Consider the following 20,062-nt stretch of genomic DNA (forward strand, 5'->3'; position numbering starts at 1 on the left):
CAATCCAACCCCCGACCGGAGAAACTTACGACTGATGCCAACTCCCCAGAAGATTCGTAAAGCGGTGTTCCCTGCAGCGGGAATGGGAACCCGTTTCCTGCCAGCGACCAAGGCTACCCCGAAGGAGATGCTTTGCCTGGTCGATAAGCCCCTGATCCAGTACGGGGTCGAGGAAGCGGTCGCGGCTGGCTGTACCGAGATCATCATCGTCACGGGCCGCGGCAAGACCACCATGGAGGATCATTTCGACCGCTCGCCCGAGCTCGAAGCCTCCCTCGAAGCCAAGAACAAGACCGCCCTGCTCGAGATCGCCCGCTCGGTCTCGAAGCTCGCCAAGATCACGTATACCCGGCAGTCCGAGCCGCTTGGCCTGGGCCACGCGGTCCTGATGGCGAAGGAGATCGTCGGCAACGAGCCGTTCTGCGTTTTGCTCCCCGACGACATCGTCGACGCCGAACCCGGCTGCATGAAGCAGATGGTCGACGCCTTCGCCGAGGTCCAGTCCAGCATCCTTGGCTCCGAGGTTGTCGAAGGGCCGGCCATCTCCGCGTATGGCTGCCTCGACTGCAACCCGCATCCGACCAACTCACGCCTGCTCGACGTCAAGGGCATGGTGGAGAAGCCGAAGTTCGAGGACGCTCCGTCGCCGAACGCGATCATCGGACGCTACATTCTCACCCCGCGCATCTTCGAGATGATCGAAGGCATCACGCCCGGCGCAGGCGGGGAACTTCAACTCACCGACGCTATCAAGGCCCTGCTCCAGCACGAGAAAGTCTACGGCTTCAGCTACGAAGGCAAACGCCACGACGCCGGCGACAAACAGGGTTTTCTTCGCGCCACGGTGGAGTTGGGGATCAAGCACGCGAGCTGCGGCGAAAGTTTCCGCGCGTGGCTCAAGGAACAAACCTTCTAGACGTACCTCTTCAACTGGACGGCATCCATGGCTCTCCGCAACCCTGGGTGCCCTTCCACGCTCCGGTAGACCGCGCCTGTTTGCTGGTTCTCCGCCATCAGCATCGTCAGCCCAAGGTCGATCCCGACGACGTCATTATCGAACCACCCTCGGCTGTCGTTTGCTCCGGGGTTAAACGCATCGACGAATCCATAGCGGCCGAAGGACTTCGGGTGGTGCTCCCGCATCGCGACCAGGGCGACGATGCACTCCTCCGGAAGCAGCGTCAGCGACCCGCCGGCGGCATGCGGCGAGAGCGTACCGTCCCATTCCCCGATGATCGGCGGCGCGGCCCACGCCATGTACTCCCGCCGCTCTGTGTCACAGGCTGAAAACCCCCACACGCGCTCGTCGACCCATTGAAACCTTCCGTGCTGCATCAGGCAATAGGTCTTATGCGCCCGCACTGCCGCGACAGAATTCTGGTAGTAGTCCGCGTAGGCGTCCTTCAAACCGCGCAGATCGAGCCAAACGTGCGGATACTGGTGGATGAACAAGGCTCCGAAGCTGGAGATGAAGCGAATTCCGCCGTAGTCGTAGGTATTCCGCTCGATCGCGTTCCAGATGCCGGCGGGAAGGGGATGTGTCGGCGAAGCGATCGCCAGCAGATACATCAGCATGCATTCCGAATAAGAGGACCACCGGGCCTGCAAGAAGCCCGACCCCGGCAGCCAGCCCATGGATAACATCGCCTCTTTTCCGGAGGGAACTGCATTTGCGTTCAACATCCACGGCCAGTCGATCCGTTCGACGATCGTCTTGACCAGCGCGGTCCCCTCCTGCGAATTCAGGCTCTCACCCGCATGCACCGCGCCGGCTACCAGGAGCGCCGTATCGATCGACGAAAACTCGGACTCCTTCTTCCTTGCGCCCGAGCGGCCGTCGAGATAATGCGCAAAAAAGCCGCGCTCATGTTCAGCCCGATTCGCCAGGAAGCGCAGCGAGGTCATCATCCGCTCCTCGCAACGAGCGGCAGGAACATATCCGTTCCGAGCGGCAATGGACAACGCACTCAACCCAAAGCCTGTCGCTGCAATGGACGCCACACTGTACTGTTCCGCATCGCTCGCCCCATCGGCGGGAGCGCGGTCGAAGGCCAGTCCCGTTCCAGGATCAGAGCGTTCGATGAAGTAGTGGGCCGCACGCTCCCGCACCTCTTCCAGCAATCTGACGGCGCTGGGGCTGAAGTTCGACGGCTGATTCGCCACGGGCCGCTTGGGAAACAGCGCCTGCTCGGGGTGCTCCGGCAACGCCCTATCCGATCGCTCGGCCGCGCCCTTGTGCTTCCCGCATCCCGTCTCCAGCAACGAACTCCCGGCAAGCGCGATCGGAACACTGCCGATCGCACGAAGTGCGTCACGTCGATTCATCCGAACTTGGATGCAGGTCGAAGCCAAATCGACAAAGCTCTCCGTCGACCCGGTCGAAGCTTCTCCACACGCCTGCATTACATTGAAAGAAAGCAGATAAACCGCAGGAGTTCGGATGAACCGTCGCCATTTCCTCCAGCAAGCCGGAGCCACCGCTGCCCTCGGCCTCGCCGGATGCACTCCCCGCCTCAAACCATCTGCATCGACCCAGCAAGCCCCCACGCTCTACACCCCGATCGCGCCCATAAACGCTCAGACGGACCGCCTCTTCCGCATCACCGTCTGCCTGCGTCCCTTCCGTGCCATCGGGCCGCGACTCGACACCGAACAGATCGCCGGCAAGCTCGTCGTGCACAACTACGGCCACGGCGGCTCGGGCTGGTCGCTCTCCTGGGGATCGAGCACCATCGCTATCCAGAAAGCGCTCTCGAACGGCGACCGCGACGTCGCCGTCATCGGCTGCGGAGCCCTCGGCCTGACCTCGGCGACGCTCCTCCAGCGCGCCGGAGCCCGGGTCACGATTTACGCTAAGGACCGTCCGCCCGACGTCCGCTCTTCGCGCGCCACAGGCTCCTGGACCCCCGACTCCCGCATCGCCCTGGCCAAGGACGCACCCGCCACCTTCCCCGCCCAATGGGAGCAGATGGCCCGCACCTCGTGGGCCATGTACCAGTCCTACCTCGGCATGCCCGGGAACCCGGTGGAGTACACCGATCGCTACAACCTGTGGGATGGCGAAGACGGACCGCGCGGCACCCCCGAGCCGTCCGACCCCGGCTTCCTCTACTTGAACGACCGCATCCACGACCTCGCCCACGCTGCCGAGGAACTGTCGCCCGAGGCGAACCCTTTTCCGACAAAGCATTGCTCCCGCGTCACACGCCTTCAATTCAATGTCGCCGACTACTCCCGCCAGCTCGTCAACGACTTCCTCATTGCCGGAGGCAAGCTTGAACCAGCCGAGTTCCACCAGCCCTCCGACTTAGCCGGTCTCCCGCAGAAGGCCATCATCAACTGCACCGGATACGGCGCTCGCGCGCTCTTCAAGGACGAGTCCATCACGCCCGTCCGGGGCCAGATCGGCTGGCTCATCCCCCAGACCGAGGTCAACTACGGCCTCACCTACGGGAACCTCAACGTGCTCTCCCGCCGCGACGGCATCGTCGTCCAGGCCAGCGAGCAGGGCGAGGCCTCCGGCTGGAACGACTCCAACGAGCAGCCCGACCAGCGCGAAGCCGAGACCGCTGTGAAAGCCCTCGCCGACCTCTACGCTCGCATGAAGCAGCCGGCGCGCCGCGCCTGATACGTAACGGAGCTTGCCACATATCGAACAAAGCGGAGCCAATCTCGTCTAATACCCCGTAGACACCCGTAGACGCATGCGTGGAGGCCCTTCTGTTTTTTCTCGAGAAACGACTTCCTCAAATCCCTTTTGCCGGCCGATTCGCGCTCTTTTCTTCTTTCTCCTCAGCTCCATCGTCTTCTCGCCCTACGCCGAAACATCCGGCGTGGGCTACTACGCCTTTCGCATCATCGGGGCGCTGATCATTCTTCTCACCGTCTGGGCTGTGACCTTTAGCCGTGGCCTCCTCGTGCTCGTCATGGTGCTGGCGGTTCCGTCGATTCTGCAGCACCTGTTCTTTCACCCGCACTCGCTGGGCATGCTGCCATTCATCAATCGCATCCTCTCGATCGGCTTCGATCTCATCATCATTGCCATCATCTCGCAGCACATCTTCAAGACGGAGCAGCCGAACTCCGAGACGATCTTCGGCGCGCTCTGCATCTATCTGCTACTCGGCTTCACCTTCGCCAGCATCTACTCCGCTATCTCCAACCGGGTGCAGGACGCCTTCTACCTCGCCCCGACGCTCAATCACCACGCCATCCCGGATCGCTTCGACTTCATCTACTTCAGCTTCGGGACGCTGACTGAACTAGGAACACCCGGCATTACAGCCGTCGCGCCCCTCGCCCGCTCGATCTCACTGCTCGAGGCCATCCTCGGCGTTCTCTATATGGCGGTGCTCCTCTCGCGGCTCATCAACGCCTATCGCGGCGTCGAGACAAGCAATATCGGCCGAGAGGAGAAAATTTATGCCGCCCGGCGCGGGTCGCGGGAATAGCCCTACATGGCATTGCGAGGGTCGGCGCGGTGGCGATGAGGTATCCCGGGCTGCCGGTATCTCAGGTAGCCCAGACCCACCCGCATATTGTGCGTGACATACCCAGGCACGCACACCGCGATCGTGATCCCGAGAATCGCATGCGACAGCGCCAGAGGGTAGAGATTGCGATAGCGCAGGAAGTGCCAGCAGCCTACAAGACCCCATACCAGCGTCAGCACCGTCAGCACAGGATTGGGCAGGTGCGCCAGGGCAAAGACGCCTGCCGCGGTCAGCACCGCGTAGGCAGGTCGCGTCGATAGACGCAGAAAGCGCGGCAGAAAGAAGTCCATCATCAGGAACTGCTGCACGAACGCCCAGATCGCATAGCCGATGTAAGACTTCGCGAACCACACAACACTCGCCTGAGCATGGAGCGTATGCAGATGCGCCGCGACCGCAACTGTGATCGCCGACAGGCAAGCCGCAACGCCGGCGATCCAGAACGAGCGAAGAAGGTTCGCCGTGCGCAGCCCGAGCGCCGCAACATTGTCAAACGAGAGCGCGGTCGTCCCGGCGATCCAGAGAACAGGAAGCCAGTAGAGATAACGCTGCCACGGTCGAGGCGTCCACAGCACCGCCAGGATCAGAAGGTAACCAACACCCACCTCGATCAGCGCGCGCCGCCTGCCCTGCTCGTCAAGGTTCGCTCGGAGACGACCGTTCACGTTGTGAGCATATAGCAGGAGTCAATCGTGACCTCCCGCCTGCGGGCTACTTCAGCGAATTCGCTCCAGCCGGGCTCGTCGCCGAAGCTGACGGCGTCGCCGATTGGATCGGCACGCACGGCTGCGTCGCGGCCTGAGCTGGAGTCATACCCGCTGCCGTCATGCGCATCTGTCCCGACGGGCACGGTTCAAGCAGCATCGCCGGCCTCAGGTTCTCCGGCAACGGCGGAGCCTTCACCACACCTTGCTCGACATGATCCTGCTTCGCACCGGGCCACGCGTACGGAGCGACTCTCAAATCCCCATACCCCACCACGGGAAACTTCGAGTGCACCACGAACAAACGATCCACGGCCACGAACGCCGATTCAGGCTTACTTCCAAGCAAGCGCGTATCCGAGTTGATCTGGAGCAGGTGATCCTCCACCTTGACCGTCAGCGTCTTATCATCGAACGCGTTCGGTTGTTCCTTCGCGCCCGGGAACGTGGCATTCGAGACGATCGTCGTCCCGATCCCGGGCACGTAAAGGTAGATGTAGTGCAGGTTCTGGATGTCGTAGTTCAGCGCCGCCTTGCCGATCATCCCGTCCACGGTCATCGTCCCATGAACGATCGAGAGAGATACCGTCTTCACCGGCTTCTCCTTCTTGACCACGATCTTCTTTCCATGCTCGTCGTATCCGAGGTTGTCCGCCGTCTGCATCAACGGCTTGCCCGACGCGCTGAACATCGGATGGCCCTTGCTATCCCGCAACTGCCGGACCGGCGGGTTGAACATCGGCTTCCCGTCGGGATCGAGCCTTTGCCGCCCCTCTTCATCGAGCATCGGAGTCGGAGGCAACTCCACCACGGTCATCGGCCCGGTGTACTCGCCCTTCTTCTCTTTTTCTTCCTTTGGTTCCTTGACCTTGGCTTCCTTGCCCGGCTTGGCGGAGTCACCCTTCTTCGCCGCGCTTCCCGCCTTCGAGTCGGCGGGAGCGCCCCCAGCGGCCTGCCGCTCCTCGTCCATCCGCTTCTGATACGGCGTTCTTGTATCCGACTGCGTGGAAGCCCCCGCGCTTCCATCCTGTTCCTGCGCATATCCCGAAAGGGAACATGCCAGAACAACCGCCAGAGCCCCTGTTACCAAACCTATTTGCTTCATCAACATACAGCCCCCCGAAGCGCATCAAAGCGCAAAGAACAGCAAGTGGTGCCACGAAATCCAGAAAGACAATCCCAGTATGGGAAACAGTTGCGAACCAAAGCATACCTGCCGACCACGCCACAGGGAAGCATTTTCCTTGCGCCGGTTCACACCAAAGGCATCCAAGAGTCATGCGCTCGGCCCTGCTGAACCTCTCGCTTGAAGAGCCCTCGGTCTCAAACCCCGTCATTCCCGGCGATCACCCCGACCCAACCATCCTCCGCGTCGGCCAGCGCTACTTTGCCTCGGCGACCTCCGGTGAGTGGAGCCCGCAGTTCCCGCTCTTTGAATCCCCCGACCTCACCCACTGGTCCATGACCGGCGCAATCTTCCCTATCCAGCCCGCGTGGGCCGAAGGCTCCTTCTGGGCGCCGGAACTCGTCCACGACGGCAAACAGTTTCTCGCCTACTACGTCGCCCGCGCGCGTGGCGGGCCGCTCAGCATCGCCGTCGCCACCGCCGCCTCACCGCGCGGCCCATGGACCGACCACGGCCCCATCCTTGCTGAACCCCTCGGCTCGATCGACCCCGCCTTCGCCCGCGACGAGCATGGCGACCCGTTCCTCATCTGGAAGACCGACGGCAACTCCGAGCAGAAGCCGACGCCCATCTGGGCCCAGCCCCTCACGCCGGATCTGCTCCACCTCACCGGAACTCCTACCCAGCTCATCACCAACGACGAGCCCTGGGAGGGCGGAGTCGTTGAAGGCCCCTACATCCTCCGCCACGAAGGCCGCTTCTACCTCTTCTACGCCGCCAACGCCTGCTGCGGACGCGAGTGCCAGTACGCCGAAGGCGTCGCCCGCGCCGACCGTCTGCTCGGCCCGTGGGAGAAGAACCCCGCCAACCCGATCATCGCCGACAACCACGGCTGGCGCTGCCCCGGCCATGGCACCATCGTCCACGGGCACACGGCTCCCGGCGAGACCTACCAGGACTATCTCCTGTACCACGCCTACCCACGCGAAGGAACGATCTACATCGGCCGCGAAGCCGTCCTCGACCAGATCGCCTGGAGCCCCGACGGCTGGCCCACCATCAACGCCGGCCAGGGCCCGAACGAGCGTGGCCTCGACCGTCTCGCCCCAGTCGACTTTGAGGACAACTTCGAAAGCCGCACCCTCGCCCCATCCTGGCAGTGGCCCGTCAACACTTACCCGACGATCACCACGGGCCACGGCGAACTCCACCTCACAATCCCGGCAAACCGCCAGTCCGCGATGATCGCCGTACCTGCTCCTGCCATCCCCGGCTACACCGCGACCGTCTCCCTCTGTACCGCTGCGGAACCTAGCGTGGTGCTCTCTTCGGATAGCGCGCAGCCCGACACCCCGACCTACAATCCGCCGCCCGAGACGACGTGGTCCGGCCTGTCGATCGTCGGCGACCCCTTCAACACCATCGGCCTGGGCCTTCGCAGAGGCGACCTCGAGTTGTGGCAGCGCAAGGGCGATACAAGCCAGATCGTTTGGTCTCAGCCCATCGACCGACCTGAGACTCCCCTCTGGCTCCGGGTTTTCTCCTCCGGCGATCTTAAGCTCGACTTCTCGTGGAGCCACGATCAGCAAACCTGGTCGAAAGCGGGAGACACCATCGACGCCTCCGACCTCCCCGCCTGGGACCGAGGCCTCCGCATCGGCCTCATGATCGAAGGCCCGGGACGCGGCACCGTTACCTTCCGGCATTTCCTGCTCAAAGCCGGATAGCCGGCATCTTATCCATCAGCCCGCGACACAACGTCCCGGCACAACCATCGGAGAAATCATGTCGAACGAAGCCACCCCCATCACTCGCGAGAAACTCATCGATCTGCTCAACGAGGATCTCTCCCGCGAATACCAGGCCGTTATCGCCTATGTGAACTACTCGGCTGTCCTCAAGGGAGCGGCTTACATGAACATCGCCGCCGAATTGGCCGTCCACGCCACCGAAGAGCTCGACCACGCGCTCAAGATCGCCAATCAGGTCGACTATCTCGGCGGCATGCCCTCCGTCACCCCGAAGCTCGTCAAGACCTCCGAGAAAGCGGAAGATATGCTCCGCTTCGACCTAGAAAACGAGATCGAGACCATCCGCAACTACCGCCGCCGCGTCAAGCAGGCCGACGAACTCGGCGAGTTCGCCCTCTCCGAAACCATCCGCGAGATCCTCCTCGAAGAGCAGGATCACCTCGTCTCCCTCGCAACCGCCCTCAACGAAGACACCCCCAACCCCGGCATGGCTGACTGATGCGAGATGCCCTTTCCGCGTTCCGTATGATGGGACGCGGAAGGGGAACTGTATTGCCTAGAGTTCGAGGTGACATCACGTGGGTGGTTGCCGCCTCACTGCTTCTCATCCTGATCTGCGAGATCGCCCTCTCCACCCGCCAGGAGTCTCCAAGCTGGGACGAAGGCGACCACATCTTCTCCGGCTACATGAACTGGAAGAACCGCGAGTACAGCCTCAACCCCGAGCACCCACCGCTCGTCAAACTCATCGCCGCCCTGCCTCTGCTCCCGCTCGACCTCAAGGTCGCTCCGCGCAAAGGCCGCTTCTTCAAATCCGAAGCGTACTACGGAGGCCGCGAACTCCTCTTCCGCAACGACCCACGCTACGGCGGCCACTACACCGCCGATACCCTCCTCTTCCGCGCCCACATGGCCGTCAGTGTCTTCGCCCTGCTGCTCGCCTGTCTACTCTTTTTTGCGGGACGGGAGATGTTCTCGCCCGGCGCCGGTGTGATCGGGATGATCCTCTTCGTCTTCGACCCCACCATCCTCACCAACGCACCGTTCGTCACCACCGACACCGCCGCCGCCTGCTTCTTCTTCGCTTCCGTGTACGCCTTCTACCGCTATATCCAGTCGCCGACCTGGCAGCGCATCCTCGCTTGCGGTCTGGCCGTTGGGCTCGCGCTCGTCTCGAAGCACTCGGCCATCATGCTCCTGCCGATTCTGCTACTGCTCGCCGCCGGAGAACTCATGGGACGCTGGTACCCCACCCGGGCTCTTCCGCCAAAGTTCGCAGCCCGCCTCGCCTCCGCCATGGCCATGATGGCGGCTATTTCCATCTTCGTCCTGTGGGCCGTCTACAGCTTCCGCTATGCGATGCACCCCGTGGGCGTGAATCTGCCCCCGCTCGGCGAAGAGGCCGCTAAGCTCCCCGCCATCCCTTCGCACGTCATCCTCTTCTTCGCCCGCTTCCATCTCCTGCCCGAGAGCTACCTCTACGGACTCGTCGACGTCCAGCGCGTCGCCCAGGGCATGCCGACGTACATCTTCGGCAAACTCTACGCACACGGCCAGTGGTTCTACTTCCCCGTCGTGCTCTCGCTGAAGTGGTCGATCGGCATCCTCGGCATCCTGGCGATCGCCATCTACGCCTTCGCCTCAAGCCGCGTCCGCAAGCCACGCGAAGTCTTCTTCCTCGCCACACCCGCACTGTTCTACCTGGCCGTGGCAATGGTTGAGCCGCTGAACATTGGCGTCCGCCACGTGCTTCCCATCTTCCCCTTCACCTTCGCCTTAGCAGCCGGAGGTGCCTGGTCCCTCGCTCAGCAAAAGCGTCTCTGGCTCTACCCCATCGCCGCCCTGCTCCTATGGCACTGCATCGATTCCCTCCGCATGTTCCCCAACTACATGCCCTACGCCAACCCCCTATGGGGCGGTCCCGCCAACACCCACAACGTCCTCTCCGACTCCGCCACAGACTGGGGCCAGCAACTCAAGTGGACCAAACAATACGTCGACGCACACCACATCCAAGACTGCTGGTTCGCCTACTTCCCCGCGCCGTTTCTGCTGCCCAGCGACTACGGCATCCCCTGCAAGCTCCTCCCCACCGTCGACACCCTCTACGAGTTCCAGATCGACATGCCGCCCGTCATCCACGGTCCGGTCCTCATCAGCCTCGCTGACCTCAACGGCTTCGAGTTCGGCACCAAGGTCCGCAACCCCTATCAGAGCTTCTTCGAGCGCAAGCCCGACGCCCTCATCGCCAACGGCATCGCCGTCTTCAACGGAGACTTCGCCGTCCCCCGGGCCGCTTCCCTCGCTCCTATCTGGCGCGCGAAGGAGATACTCGATGATGACGACCATCCCAACCCATCGGCGGCCCTCGCCTATGCTCTCCAGGCCCTCGCCATCGACCCCGATAGCTTCGATGGCAACATCTACGCCGGCGACGCCCTCCATGCTCTTCACCGGGACCCCGAATCCCGACCCCACTACGACCGCGCCATGAACCTCGTAAACACCATGGAGCCCACATCGCAGCAGAAGTGGCGTCCAGAGATCGCCGACAAGCTCGACGACCTCAACCCCTAGCCAAGCCCCTCTATGATGGCGATTTTTCTGCAAATGACTCCTGTAAAAGAACTTGCATTCCTCCCAGGCTCAGACATAATGGCAAGGTATTCGCGAGCCGGGCCGCTCGAGCAATCGCACCACACTGAGGAGTACGTGATGAGACTGGATCTTTTTCGGCGAATCCAAGCAGCCTACATCGCCACGGCGAGGATTCTGTTTCTGTCCATGATCGCAACCAGCGCCATCGCCCAGGGTGCAGACCCATTCGCCGGAACCTGGGTCTGGAATCCCAAAGCAAGCCAACTCGCCAACCAGAAACTCTCGATCACCGCCACCGGGGATCACAAATACACCATCGATGATCACTTCGGCGTCGTTACCACGCTCGTGGCCGATGGCACGCCGCAACCATCGGCTGGAGGAACGCTCTCCCTGAAGCAGATCGACGCCAACACTTGGCAGAGCACATACACAGGCGCGACCGGCACCTCGGGAACCTACAAAATCTCTCCCGACGGGCAAACCATGAAGCGGGACCAACTCATCACTTGGGCCGACGGCGGGAAGGAGAATCGCGAGAGCGACTGGCAGCGCCTCGGCAGCGGCAAGGGCCTCGCCGGTGAATGGCAGAGCAAAAGCGTCGACACCAAATCGGAGAGCAAGCCGTTCAAGTTGCTCATCACTCCCGCCGAAAGCAGTTCCCTCGTCTTCACCTTCCCCTCCATGAAGCTCAGCTATCTCTACAAGTTCGACGGGAAGGACTACGCCGACCCCGATCCCCAGGCTCCCAAGGGATTCACCCTGGCGACGAAGAGGACAGGCACCAGTACGATCCACGTCGACACAAAGATCAATGGAAGCCCCGATGGAACAGCGGACTATGAAATATCCTCCGATGGCCGAACCATGAAGGTTCGGGAGGTCAACAAAGGTCAGCCTGCGCCGATCTTCTACACGCTGGAAAAGCAATAGGCATCGCTCTCGCGATCCAACTGAAACGCTTACGCCCCTGCCCACACGATCTATCCAGGAGATAGGACTCGGCGACCCCGATCACCGTCTCCCTATCTCAGATCGCAACAGGAGCATCCCATGACCACTGCAGCAGCCGCACTCAGCACACACCTCGCCGCCACCCATAAGGGCGACGTTCTCGAAGTATCCGGCAGCTTCCTTATGCCGACCCCCGGCTTTCATATCACCCTCACCAAGGCCGAGCCGCAGGGCTCGAACTCCGCGGTCCTTCTGCTCAAGAAGCATGTCGTCGCGCCCAAGGGCCCGGAGCCGGATCACATCGTCCTCGTTCCCGTCTCGTTCTCCGAGCACACCAGGCACCACTACACCGAGGTCTCCATCATCCCGGACAACATCACCATTCCGGTCAAGACGATCCGGTAACGGAAGCACATTCGTTCCACCGGCCTGCCTGCCCCCAGGCCGCATCCACCACGATGCGGACAGGCAGGCCGAAGTGGTAAACCTGAGATGCAGCCGTACCTCCGCATCGAAAGGTTCTCCCCATGGCCACCGTAAAGCTCTGGACCGACGAAGAAGTCTCCACCGACCCGCGCGTCCAGGCCGTCTTCGACGACATCCGCGCCACCCGCAAGTCCGACTTCGTGAACAACTTCTGGCGCGCCCTGGCCAACCAGCCCGACCTGCTCGAACGCATCTGGGCGAACCTCAAGACGGTGATGATCGCCCCGGGCACGCTCGATCCCCTCACCAAGGAGTTGATTTACATCGCCGTCTCCACGATCAATAGCTGCACCTACTGCGCCCACTCCCACACCGCAGCCGCCCGCGCCAAGGGCCTCACCGATCAGCAATACGCCGAGTTCCTCTCCGTTATCGGCATGGCCTCGCAGACCAACGCCCTGGCTAACGCGATGCAGATACCGGTCGACCCAGAGTTTTCTGTCCGTTAGCGGAGCCCAACTCCTCTTCCAATTCGTAACTGCTCCGCTCGCAGGATAGGTGTTAGACTCGCTTGCACTTTCCCGGAGGCATTGGATGAAGTTCTATCGCCTAGCGGCCACACTCCTCTTCACAGGTACCGCCATGGCGCAATCAAGCGATCCATTTGTCGGAACCTGGGTCTACAACGCTGACAAGAGTCCAAAACCCGTCATTACCTATGCCATCGATGACCGAGGAAATGAGCGTTACGCCCTCACCGGCAGTACCGGTCTAACCGTGGAGATTAGAGCAGATGGCAAACCGATAAAGTCTCCTACGGGAGCCACGTTGTCGTTCGTCAAGGTAGACGATCACACCTGGCATATGGATCGGGTGGACTCCCGAACCATGTCCAGGGTCTACACCGTCTCGCCGGACGACCAGAAGCTAACCCTCGTCGACGAATTCAAAGACGCCAACGAAATTACCGAACGCAACATCACCCAATATCACCGGACGTCGCCAGGCAAGAGCATCTACGGACAGTGGAAGTCGTTTTCCATGGAAATCGAGGTGTTGAAGCCAGAGTCGATCGTGATCCAGCCATTCGAAAAAAATGGGCTCAGCATCACGGAGTTACCAGAGGAAGTTCGGACCGACATGTATTTTGATGGCAAGGAGTACAGGTCGCAGGGACCAGGCGGCCCCTTAGCTCGTTCAAGATCTGCCAGGCGCACTAATCCCTACACCATCGAAATGGAATACCAGGATAAGGGCGAGTTGTCTGGGACGCAGGAATGCACGGTCTCGAAGGATGGAAAAACTCTGACAACCACCGGTAAACCGGTTACGTCCCCCGTAAGCTTTACGAGCGTATGGGACAAGAAGTAACCCGTCGATACCTGAGAGGTGTAACTCCTCTCAGGCGGAGCCAGGTCTTAGCGTCACCGTGCTAAACTCCCGCATGCCTCTCATACTCATTCTCGTAATCCTGTTACTCGTCTTCGGCGGCGGTGGCTATTACATGGGCCCCGGCATCGGCTACTACGGTGGTGGCGGGCTGGATATCATCATCGGCATCATCATCATCTACCTGCTCTTCGGACGCGGACGATCCAGCCTGTAACTCAAAAACCAAAGCGACCGCGCGATAGATCAGTCATCGCACGGCCGCTCGGATTTGCCTTTACTGGAGGACGTTCCCTGAGGACGATCCTTAGCCAGTAATTCCCTTATTCACGACAATCGTCACAACCACACGCCGGTTCTGAGCCTGCGCGTTCCGCGTGTGTTCGGTGGCGACCTGGTTCGAAGTGCCCATCGCGGCAGGAGCAAGAATCCGTGTCATGGGAACAACGCCGGTCTGCTGAATGATGGCCAGCACAGCATCAGCCCGTTCCGCGCTCAACTTCTGATTCAATGCCGCCGAGCCAACGGTCGAAGCATAGCCTTGCACCTCGATCATGTATCCCGGGGTATCCGCGGCTGCCTTCACGAAGTCAGTAAGCTGGTCCTTATCCTTCTTCGTGACCGTCGATTTCCCGTTCGCGAAGTTGACCGTAATGCTTCCCTTGGTCTCGAACTGATCCAGCGCACCGAAGCGCTGATTTGCGCGGCCAAGGCCCTTAGCATTCGTAGCCGTGGCATCGTTCGTCGCTGCAAGCCCCTGCTTCGTCGCGTCGATATCCTGCGAGTTCTTCGCAATATCCTGCTGGGTCTGATCGATGTCCTTCCGATCGCTCTTGAGGTGATCCTGCGCCTCTGCCATCTGCTCGTTCGTAGGATCCAGGCCCGCTTCAATCTGCTTCGCAACGCGATAGGAGTTACGCGAGAACGTGATCTTCTTCGCCATCAACTGGTGATCGGGGTTATACGCACCCTCGACCTTCACAGTCAGGCCCGGAACCAGCTCGGCGATGCCAAGGTCTCTCTTGCCGAGACCGAGAAAGCCGCCCTTTTCTGTCGCCTTCGTCGTATCGGATAGCAGGACGGTCAGCTTCGGGCTATCCGCCGTCTTGACCGACATCGAAGGTCCGCTTCTTCCGGTGACGATCCCTTCGATCGTCGCTTCCTGGGCCATCGCCGTAAGGCCAAGCGACGTGAACATCGCCAGGGACAAGGCCACCCCACGGGTGGTGCTAAGTTGACGCTGAATGAACATAACGTACTCCCTCTTCTCTGATTTGACCGGTCATCGCCTGGGGAAATGCGAGGTACCTCGACCGTTCGCCAATGCCACGCAGCACAAAAGATCAACTGCGGCCATAGCGCTTTCGTGTTAGACGCGCAGAAGCCCGGAAAAGTGGGCTGCAACGGTTAATCAAAGATGCTCCAGACTCATTCGAAAGGACTTGCGTCGATCCTGCGCCACGGATCAAGATACTTCACCCGAACTCAAAGTGTTGCGATACATTCGATTGCGACTCCGGATAAGACCACTGGAAGACTTAGATGAGGGTAGCTCCCATGCGGAAACGAATGCTTGCCCTTGGAGTGCTCGTGCTGCTCGCACCCGCCCTAAACGCGCAGAAGTCAGCCGACGAAGCAGCCGTCCGCGCCGTCATTGCCCGCGAGACCGAGGGCTGGGACAAGTTCGACAGCAGGCAAGTCGCCTCCGTTTTTACTGAAGACGCGGTCTGGCAGAATCCCTTCGGAGTCCGCCTTCACGGGCGCGCCGATATCGAGGAGTTCCTCACCAACCTCATGGCACGCCCCGGATACCGGTCCGCGACGGACACCAGCGCGACGAAGATCCTCGACCTCCGCATGACCTCACCCACCACCGCCTCGGTCTGGAGCGACGAGCAGAGCAAGGGCCAGGTCAACGACGCCAGCGGACATCCCATGGAGCCCCGCCACTCTTATTACCTTGAGGTCCTGGTCAAGAAAGACGGCGCGTGGAAGATCAGCGATTGCCTCATCATGGACCTCATCCATCTCAAGTAACGCTGAAGCTCAAGCAACGCTGAGGAATTCCTCCAGCAAGCACTACCTGGACACGTCGACAAGAATCTTTGCGTTGGCGCTGGCCTCGACACGTTCATGAGCTTTCGCAATTTCCGATAAAGGAAATACTTCAACCTGCTGATGTTGCAGCGCACCTCGTTCCAACAGGGGGGTCAGCAAGTCGATTGCGGCCTTCCTCACCGGAAGGGGCAGGTTGTAGACAATAAAGAAGCGCAGATTGGCGAAGCTCACAATCATCGGCCGGAAGGGAACCTCAACCACTCCGGCCCCGGATCCGTAGATGACCACATCGCCGCCGAACTTCAGCAGTTCGCCATACTTGCTGGCATTCGCGGCCGCATCGACTTCAATGATGGCGTCCACGCCTTTGCCGTCCGTGATCTCACGCACCGCGGCGACCACATCCTGCTCACTCCGATTGATCGCCCACTCGGCTCCGAGCCGGGATGCGAGCTGGCATCGTTCCGTGCTTCCCGCAATGCCGATGACTCTCGCGCCCGAGAGCGCGGCAAGTTGCGTCGCGTAGCCACCCACCGCTCCGGTCGCCCCGTAGACAAGAACCGTCTTCCCGAGAAGACTGCCACAGGCATGCACTGCATACCAGGCCGTCAGGAGCGGAATGCCAAGGGAAGCCCCTGTCTCCATCGAGACGTTCTCAGGCAGAGGCGCAATCTGGTTTTCCGGCAGGGCAATGAGGTCGGCGGCGGTACCAAAAGGGCGCTTCCACTGCCCGTTGATCGTCCAGACCCGCTGCCCAGCCAAATGCGCCGGAACGCCCTCGCCGACTGCTTCGATCACGCCGGCGCCATCGCTGTGCGGAATGACGCGAGGGAACTCCATCGCGGGATTCGAGCTGCCCGAACGAGATTTGACGTCGGATGGATTCACGCCTGAGTAAGCGATGCGCACCAGGACTTCGCCACGTTGCGGGACTGGGTCAGGCTGGTCGCCGACCATGAGCACGTCGCGGGCAGGGCCCTTGGTGGAGTAACAGGCTGCTTTCATCGTAGGTCCATCTCCAGTTGGTTCTTAAGCAGCAACTCCTGGCAACGCTTCGTGCTCTGGATGTCAAGAGTCATCCCTGCGTGTGACAGAGACACATTGCGTATGTGATGTGCAGTAACAGGAAACGATCTGCCGAACCTTTGGAGTTCGGCTACTGCGTCGTCCCGCCCGTGAAGACCGTATCCGATCTGCCGCCGATCACCCGGAACAGCGCGAACTGCCGCGAGGTCTGCCCTCGCAATTCAAACAACAGGCTCGCCCGGTTCGAAGCCTCCACATCGACCACGTCGACAAACCGCATCCACGCCTGCCGGTCGAGATGTGCCGCGTCCGTCACCGAATGCACTGCCATTTTCAAGCCGTTCACCCCATCGGCCTGCGCCACGATCGTGACGTAACGCAGCGCCGCACCCGTCCCCAGCGTGTGCGCCGTGTACACATACGTTGCCGCTCCGCCATAGCTAAGCGTGTAACCCTTCAGATCCTCATCAACAAGCTGGTACTGCGGGTCCGGAGCAGCAGCGGCAGCCTTCTTCGCCTTGGCCGCAGCCGCTCTGCGTGTCGCCGCCGTCTTCGGAGTGGCTGCCGTACCCGTCTTTGTCGCAGCAGTCCTGGCGGTTGCAGTCTTGGCAGGTGCAGCCGGAGCAGCTACAACCGGAGCCGTCACCTGCTCCTTCGCCGCCGCGTTAGGATCCACATGGTTGCGCCTCAGCACCGGCGGAGCACCCGTCGACGTATCCTGCGATTTCAACGCCGGCCCCGCGTTCGGAGCAGGAGTCGCCGCTACACCCGCCGCCGCGGGAGCCGGAGCAGCAGCCGCCGCCACGAGAAGCTCCGCCGGAACCGGCCCGTACGCCACAAGCTGTGCCTTTGCCAGATCCCGCATCTGCTTCAGGATCGCCTGGTGCTCGGTCTCATCCTCCCAGGCCCGCGCGAACGGATGCGGCTCCCGCCGCTTGGGGTCCGACACGCCAATCATCTGGTGCATGTCCGCTGGAAGCCCGTTGAGCGGAGCCAGTTCATCCTCGTCCGTCTCATGGGAACGCTTCATCCTCGGACGATCCGGGTCGTCATTCAGCGATTGCTTTTCCCCTGTCACCGACGACTGGTCCCGAGCCTTCTTATCCTTCTTTGCCTGCTTCGGATCCGCCGGAGGCCTCCGCCGCAGCGTCGGCCGGTCGACATCGTCGTTCGAATCCTTCTTATCGCCGTCGTCGATCTTCACATCTTCTGGAGAACCCGAAGCCGGAGCCGCCGAACCACCCGTTCCGGGCTGCGCGCCATGGGAGGAGAACTTCGGGCGATCCGAATCGTCGTCCGTAACAGGCTTCCCATTCACCGACACCTTCTGGCTCGGCTTTTTCGTCGACAGAGGCTTCGGAGCCGCGGGAGCCTCGAAGCTCCCGTATCCAAGCCACGTATTGTCGTACGGCACGATGTCGGCAGCAGCCGGAATCTGCAGATGCCGAGCCTCCTTCACATCGACCAGCCCCTTCTCCACGCCCGCGTCGTCCAGTTCGTAAAGATTGCCCGGCGTCAGCGCCATCGGAACCGGCCGCGCCATGTACACGCCCGCATCCTGCAACTCGCCGTCGATGAAGATCGTCACGGGCACGAACCTCTGCCCCTTCGGCTTCGTCAGGTCGCCAGTCCACTCATACACCCCGATAGCCCGCACCACCGTCTCCGGCCGCGCGACCTTGTGGATCTGCCCCCGACCGAGCACACCCAGCCCGGCAAGTACCCCACCGACAATCCACCGCTTCCGCCTCATCCCAACATCCTCGCATCCCACATACGCAACATTAGACGCATCGGACCCAAACTCGGTCCTCGACCACACTTACCGTACATTGGCCCGCAAGCTATCCAGCGAAACCAACCGAATTTCGCTACCATCAGCCCAGATGCCCCCGCTCTTACAGGTCGAAAACCTCTCCATCGCCTTCAACAACACCCCGGTCGTCCACAATATCTCCTTTGCTATCAACGCCGGCGAAACGTTAGGACTGGTAGGCGAATCCGGCTCAGGCAAGTCCGCCACATCGCTCGCCCTCCTCCGCCTCCTCTCCCAATCCGCACAAACCACTGGAAACATTACCTTTAGCAACGAAAACCTGCTAACCCTGCCGGAAGAAGGCATGCGCCGCCACAGAGGGCGCTCCATCGCCATGATCTTCCAGGAACCCATGATCGCCCTTAACCCGGTCATGAAGGTAGGAACCCAGATCGCCGAAGCCTACACCGCTCACCATCCCGGCGAGTCTCGCAACATGATCAAAACAAAGGTTCTCGAAGCCATGCTAGCCGTCGCCCTGCCTGAGCCTGAGCGCCGCGTCTACGACTATCCCCACCAGTTCTCAGGGGGACAGCGTCAGCGTATCCTCATCGCGATGGCACTCATCAACCGCCCTCAACTTCTCATCGCCGACGAACCAACAACCGCCCTCGATGTAACGGTCCAGGCTCAGATCCTCAATCTCCTGAAGGAGATACGCCGCACGCACGATCTCGCCATGCTCTTCATCTCCCACGACCTCGCCGTCGTCTCCCAGATCGCAGACCGCGTCGCCGTCATGCAGAAGGGCCGCATTGTCGAACTCGCCCCGACCGAAACACTGTTTCGGAACCCTCAGCACCCCTACACCCGCAAGCTGCTCGCCTCGGCTCCGACCATGCATACAGACCGTTCCGCTCCTCTCGCTTCCGTCTAACCCGAACAATTGATTAGCCTTACCGCTTCACGATCAAACGAGTTATGCTGAACCTTCGGGCACTTGGCTCGACGACGAGCATGCGAGCCCTCATCCTCTCCGACATCCACGGCAACCTCGAAGCTCTCTCGGCCGTCCTCCGCGACGCCGAGGGTCACTACGATGTGCTTTGGAATCTTGGAGATGTCGTCGGCTACGGAGCCAGCCCCAACGAGGTTCTCGATCTCATCCACCCCCTCGCCGAGATCAACGTGCGCGGCAACCACGACCGCGTCTGCACCGGCCAGACGTCGCCCCTCGGCTTCAACCCCGTGGCCCGCACCGCCGCCCTCTGGACCCTCAAAGAGCTCACTCCAGACAACTTAGCCTGGCTCCGGTCCGTCCCTCAAGGGCCTCTCACCCCATCAGCCGCATCGGGTGTCACCTGCGCTCACGGCTCGCCCCTGCACGAAGATGCCTACATCCTCAACATGCGCGACGCCTGGGCTCCCCTCCAGCAGATGCCGACCGCCATCACCTTCTTCGGCCATACCCACATCCAGGGTGGCTTTTCGCAGAAGGAGCAGGACTGGCACGAGGTGCGCCCCCGGTACTTCACCCGCAATGACAAGGAACACTGGATCCTCGACCTCGGCCCGGGCACCCGCCACCTTATCAACCCCGGCTCGGTCGGCCAGCCCCGCGACACCGACTGGCGCGCCGCCTACGCCATCTATGACCTCGAAGCCTGCCGCATCGTCTTCCACCGTATCCCGTACGACGTCACCACCGCGCAGGGCCGCATTCTGATGGCTGGCCTCCCTGAGCGCCTTGCCGAGCGCCTCCGCGAAGGCCGCTAAGCCAA

At 61.4% G+C, this 20,062-nt stretch carries 20 protein-coding genes; 14 read left to right on the plus strand and 6 right to left on the minus strand.

Going from position 1 to position 20,062, the window contains the following annotated elements; genetic code table 11:
• The first annotated feature begins 34 nt into the window (after positions 1-34).
• Complete coding sequence (galU, locus tag GRAN_RS05175; RefSeq protein WP_128911896.1) at positions 35-916, plus strand: UTP--glucose-1-phosphate uridylyltransferase GalU; 882 nt, start codon at positions 35-37, stop codon at positions 914-916.
• On the opposite strand, the gene GRAN_RS05180 is transcribed toward galU, so the two are convergent.
• A complete protein-coding gene (locus tag GRAN_RS05180) occupies positions 913-2,325 on the minus strand; it encodes a glucoamylase family protein (RefSeq protein WP_161570843.1) in 1,413 nt (470 codons plus the stop codon). The two genes, galU and GRAN_RS05180, sit on opposite strands and share 4 nt — an antisense overlap.
• A gap of 115 nt (positions 2,326-2,440) precedes the next feature.
• On the opposite strand from GRAN_RS05180, the gene GRAN_RS05185 reads away from it, so the two are divergent.
• A complete protein-coding gene (locus tag GRAN_RS05185; RefSeq protein ID WP_128911898.1) occupies positions 2,441-3,628 on the plus strand; it encodes an FAD-dependent oxidoreductase in 1,188 nt (395 codons plus the stop codon).
• 205 nt (positions 3,629-3,833) lie between these two features.
• Positions 3,834-4,451, plus strand: a complete 618-nt coding sequence (locus tag GRAN_RS05190; RefSeq protein ID WP_161570844.1) for an ion channel — start codon at positions 3,834-3,836, stop codon at positions 4,449-4,451.
• Between the two features lie 2 nt (positions 4,452-4,453).
• Here GRAN_RS05190 and GRAN_RS05195 read toward each other — a convergent pair whose 3' ends face one another.
• Together GRAN_RS05195 and GRAN_RS05200 are read right to left on the minus strand one after the other, a co-directional pair.
• Positions 4,454-5,158 carry a CPBP family intramembrane glutamic endopeptidase gene (locus tag GRAN_RS05195; protein ID WP_128911900.1) on the minus strand — a complete coding sequence of 235 codons (705 nt, stop codon included), beginning with the start codon at positions 5,156-5,158 and terminating at the stop codon, positions 4,454-4,456.
• A 46-nt stretch (positions 5,159-5,204) separates the two neighbouring features.
• Positions 5,205-6,302 carry a hypothetical protein gene (locus tag GRAN_RS05200; RefSeq protein WP_161570845.1) on the minus strand — a complete coding sequence of 366 codons (1,098 nt, stop codon included), beginning with the start codon at positions 6,300-6,302 and terminating at the stop codon, positions 5,205-5,207.
• A gap of 173 nt (positions 6,303-6,475) precedes the next feature.
• Between GRAN_RS05200 and GRAN_RS05205 the strand changes: the two genes are divergently transcribed.
• The 8 genes from GRAN_RS05205 (at position 6,476) to GRAN_RS05240 (ending at position 13,658) form a co-directional block, all read left to right on the plus strand.
• Entirely contained in the window at positions 6,476-8,050 is a 1,575-nt protein-coding gene (locus GRAN_RS05205; RefSeq protein ID WP_161570846.1) for a family 43 glycosylhydrolase, read from the plus strand.
• Positions 8,051-8,108: 58 nt separating this feature from the next.
• The gene (locus GRAN_RS05210) at positions 8,109-8,573 is read left to right on the plus strand and encodes a ferritin-like domain-containing protein (protein WP_128911903.1); all 465 of its coding nucleotides are present in this window, start codon (positions 8,109-8,111) and stop codon (positions 8,571-8,573) included.
• A gap of 53 nt (positions 8,574-8,626) precedes the next feature.
• A complete protein-coding gene (locus tag GRAN_RS05215) occupies positions 8,627-10,651 on the plus strand; it encodes an ArnT family glycosyltransferase (protein ID WP_161570847.1) in 2,025 nt (674 codons plus the stop codon).
• A 138-nt stretch (positions 10,652-10,789) separates the two neighbouring features.
• On the plus strand, positions 10,790-11,605 hold the full coding sequence (locus tag GRAN_RS05220) for a hypothetical protein (RefSeq protein ID WP_128911905.1): 816 nt from the start codon (positions 10,790-10,792) through the stop codon (positions 11,603-11,605).
• A gap of 120 nt (positions 11,606-11,725) precedes the next feature.
• On the plus strand, positions 11,726-12,031 hold the full coding sequence (locus GRAN_RS05225) for a hypothetical protein (RefSeq protein ID WP_128911906.1): 306 nt from the start codon (positions 11,726-11,728) through the stop codon (positions 12,029-12,031).
• Between the two features lie 122 nt (positions 12,032-12,153).
• The gene (locus GRAN_RS05230) at positions 12,154-12,561 is read left to right on the plus strand and encodes a carboxymuconolactone decarboxylase family protein (RefSeq protein WP_128911907.1); all 408 of its coding nucleotides are present in this window, start codon (positions 12,154-12,156) and stop codon (positions 12,559-12,561) included.
• Between the two features lie 85 nt (positions 12,562-12,646).
• Positions 12,647-13,423: a hypothetical protein gene (locus tag GRAN_RS05235; RefSeq protein WP_128911908.1), complete on the plus strand. Its 777-nt coding sequence runs from the start codon at positions 12,647-12,649 to the stop codon at positions 13,421-13,423.
• 73 nt (positions 13,424-13,496) lie between these two features.
• Positions 13,497-13,658: a DUF3309 domain-containing protein gene (locus GRAN_RS05240; RefSeq protein WP_128911909.1), complete on the plus strand. Its 162-nt coding sequence runs from the start codon at positions 13,497-13,499 to the stop codon at positions 13,656-13,658.
• Between the two features lie 90 nt (positions 13,659-13,748).
• Here GRAN_RS05240 and GRAN_RS05245 read toward each other — a convergent pair whose 3' ends face one another.
• Positions 13,749-14,693, minus strand: coding sequence for an OmpA family protein (locus GRAN_RS05245; protein ID WP_128911910.1), 945 nt, complete (start codon positions 14,691-14,693; stop codon positions 13,749-13,751).
• Positions 14,694-14,998: 305 nt separating this feature from the next.
• On the opposite strand from GRAN_RS05245, the gene GRAN_RS05250 reads away from it, so the two are divergent.
• Entirely contained in the window at positions 14,999-15,478 is a 480-nt protein-coding gene (locus GRAN_RS05250) for a YybH family protein (RefSeq protein ID WP_161570848.1), read from the plus strand.
• A gap of 42 nt (positions 15,479-15,520) precedes the next feature.
• Here GRAN_RS05250 and GRAN_RS05255 read toward each other — a convergent pair whose 3' ends face one another.
• Together GRAN_RS05255 and GRAN_RS05260 are read right to left on the minus strand one after the other, a co-directional pair.
• Positions 15,521-16,504 carry an NADPH:quinone reductase gene (locus GRAN_RS05255; protein ID WP_128911912.1) on the minus strand — a complete coding sequence of 328 codons (984 nt, stop codon included), beginning with the start codon at positions 16,502-16,504 and terminating at the stop codon, positions 15,521-15,523.
• A 151-nt stretch (positions 16,505-16,655) separates the two neighbouring features.
• Positions 16,656-18,278: a hypothetical protein gene (locus tag GRAN_RS05260; RefSeq protein ID WP_128911913.1), complete on the minus strand. Its 1,623-nt coding sequence runs from the start codon at positions 18,276-18,278 to the stop codon at positions 16,656-16,658.
• A gap of 133 nt (positions 18,279-18,411) precedes the next feature.
• On the opposite strand from GRAN_RS05260, the gene GRAN_RS05265 reads away from it, so the two are divergent.
• Together GRAN_RS05265 and GRAN_RS05270 are read left to right on the plus strand one after the other, a co-directional pair.
• Entirely contained in the window at positions 18,412-19,218 is an 807-nt protein-coding gene (locus GRAN_RS05265; RefSeq protein ID WP_128911914.1) for an ABC transporter ATP-binding protein, read from the plus strand.
• A gap of 44 nt (positions 19,219-19,262) precedes the next feature.
• Positions 19,263-20,057 (plus strand): metallophosphoesterase family protein, encoded by a 795-nt coding sequence (locus GRAN_RS05270; RefSeq protein WP_338323416.1) that lies wholly within the window; start codon positions 19,263-19,265, stop codon positions 20,055-20,057.
• The last annotated feature ends 5 nt before the right edge of the window (positions 20,058-20,062 follow it).

It is taken from the genome of Granulicella sibirica, assembly GCF_004115155.1.
Classification (GTDB): domain Bacteria; phylum Acidobacteriota; class Terriglobia; order Terriglobales; family Acidobacteriaceae; genus Edaphobacter; species Edaphobacter sibiricus.

What these genes read in the sequence shown, in the direction of transcription:
- galU (WP_128911896.1), top strand. Translation starts at nt 35, where the DNA reads ATGCCAACTCCCCAGAAGATTCGTAAAGCGGTGTTCCCTGCAGCGGGA.
- GRAN_RS05180 (WP_161570843.1), bottom strand. Translation starts at nt 2,325, where the DNA reads ATGAATCGACGTGACGCACTTCGTGCGATCGGCAGTGTTCCGATCGCG.
- GRAN_RS05185 (WP_128911898.1), top strand. Translation starts at nt 2,441, where the DNA reads ATGAACCGTCGCCATTTCCTCCAGCAAGCCGGAGCCACCGCTGCCCTC.
- GRAN_RS05200 (WP_161570845.1), bottom strand. Translation starts at nt 6,302, where the DNA reads ATGAAGCAAATAGGTTTGGTAACAGGGGCTCTGGCGGTTGTTCTGGCA.
- GRAN_RS05205 (WP_161570846.1), top strand. Translation starts at nt 6,476, where the DNA reads ATGCGCTCGGCCCTGCTGAACCTCTCGCTTGAAGAGCCCTCGGTCTCA.
- GRAN_RS05210 (WP_128911903.1), top strand. Translation starts at nt 8,109, where the DNA reads ATGTCGAACGAAGCCACCCCCATCACTCGCGAGAAACTCATCGATCTG.
- GRAN_RS05220 (WP_128911905.1), top strand. Translation starts at nt 10,790, where the DNA reads ATGAGACTGGATCTTTTTCGGCGAATCCAAGCAGCCTACATCGCCACG.
- GRAN_RS05225 (WP_128911906.1), top strand. Translation starts at nt 11,726, where the DNA reads ATGACCACTGCAGCAGCCGCACTCAGCACACACCTCGCCGCCACCCAT.
- GRAN_RS05230 (WP_128911907.1), top strand. Translation starts at nt 12,154, where the DNA reads ATGGCCACCGTAAAGCTCTGGACCGACGAAGAAGTCTCCACCGACCCG.
- GRAN_RS05235 (WP_128911908.1), top strand. Translation starts at nt 12,647, where the DNA reads ATGAAGTTCTATCGCCTAGCGGCCACACTCCTCTTCACAGGTACCGCC.
- GRAN_RS05240 (WP_128911909.1), top strand. Translation starts at nt 13,497, where the DNA reads ATGCCTCTCATACTCATTCTCGTAATCCTGTTACTCGTCTTCGGCGGC.
- GRAN_RS05245 (WP_128911910.1), bottom strand. Translation starts at nt 14,693, where the DNA reads ATGTTCATTCAGCGTCAACTTAGCACCACCCGTGGGGTGGCCTTGTCC.
- GRAN_RS05250 (WP_161570848.1), top strand. Translation starts at nt 14,999, where the DNA reads ATGCGGAAACGAATGCTTGCCCTTGGAGTGCTCGTGCTGCTCGCACCC.
- GRAN_RS05255 (WP_128911912.1), bottom strand. Translation starts at nt 16,504, where the DNA reads ATGAAAGCAGCCTGTTACTCCACCAAGGGCCCTGCCCGCGACGTGCTC.
- GRAN_RS05260 (WP_128911913.1), bottom strand. Translation starts at nt 18,278, where the DNA reads ATGAGGCGGAAGCGGTGGATTGTCGGTGGGGTACTTGCCGGGCTGGGT.
- GRAN_RS05265 (WP_128911914.1), top strand. Translation starts at nt 18,412, where the DNA reads ATGCCCCCGCTCTTACAGGTCGAAAACCTCTCCATCGCCTTCAACAAC.
- GRAN_RS05270 (WP_338323416.1), top strand. Translation starts at nt 19,263, where the DNA reads ATGCTGAACCTTCGGGCACTTGGCTCGACGACGAGCATGCGAGCCCTC.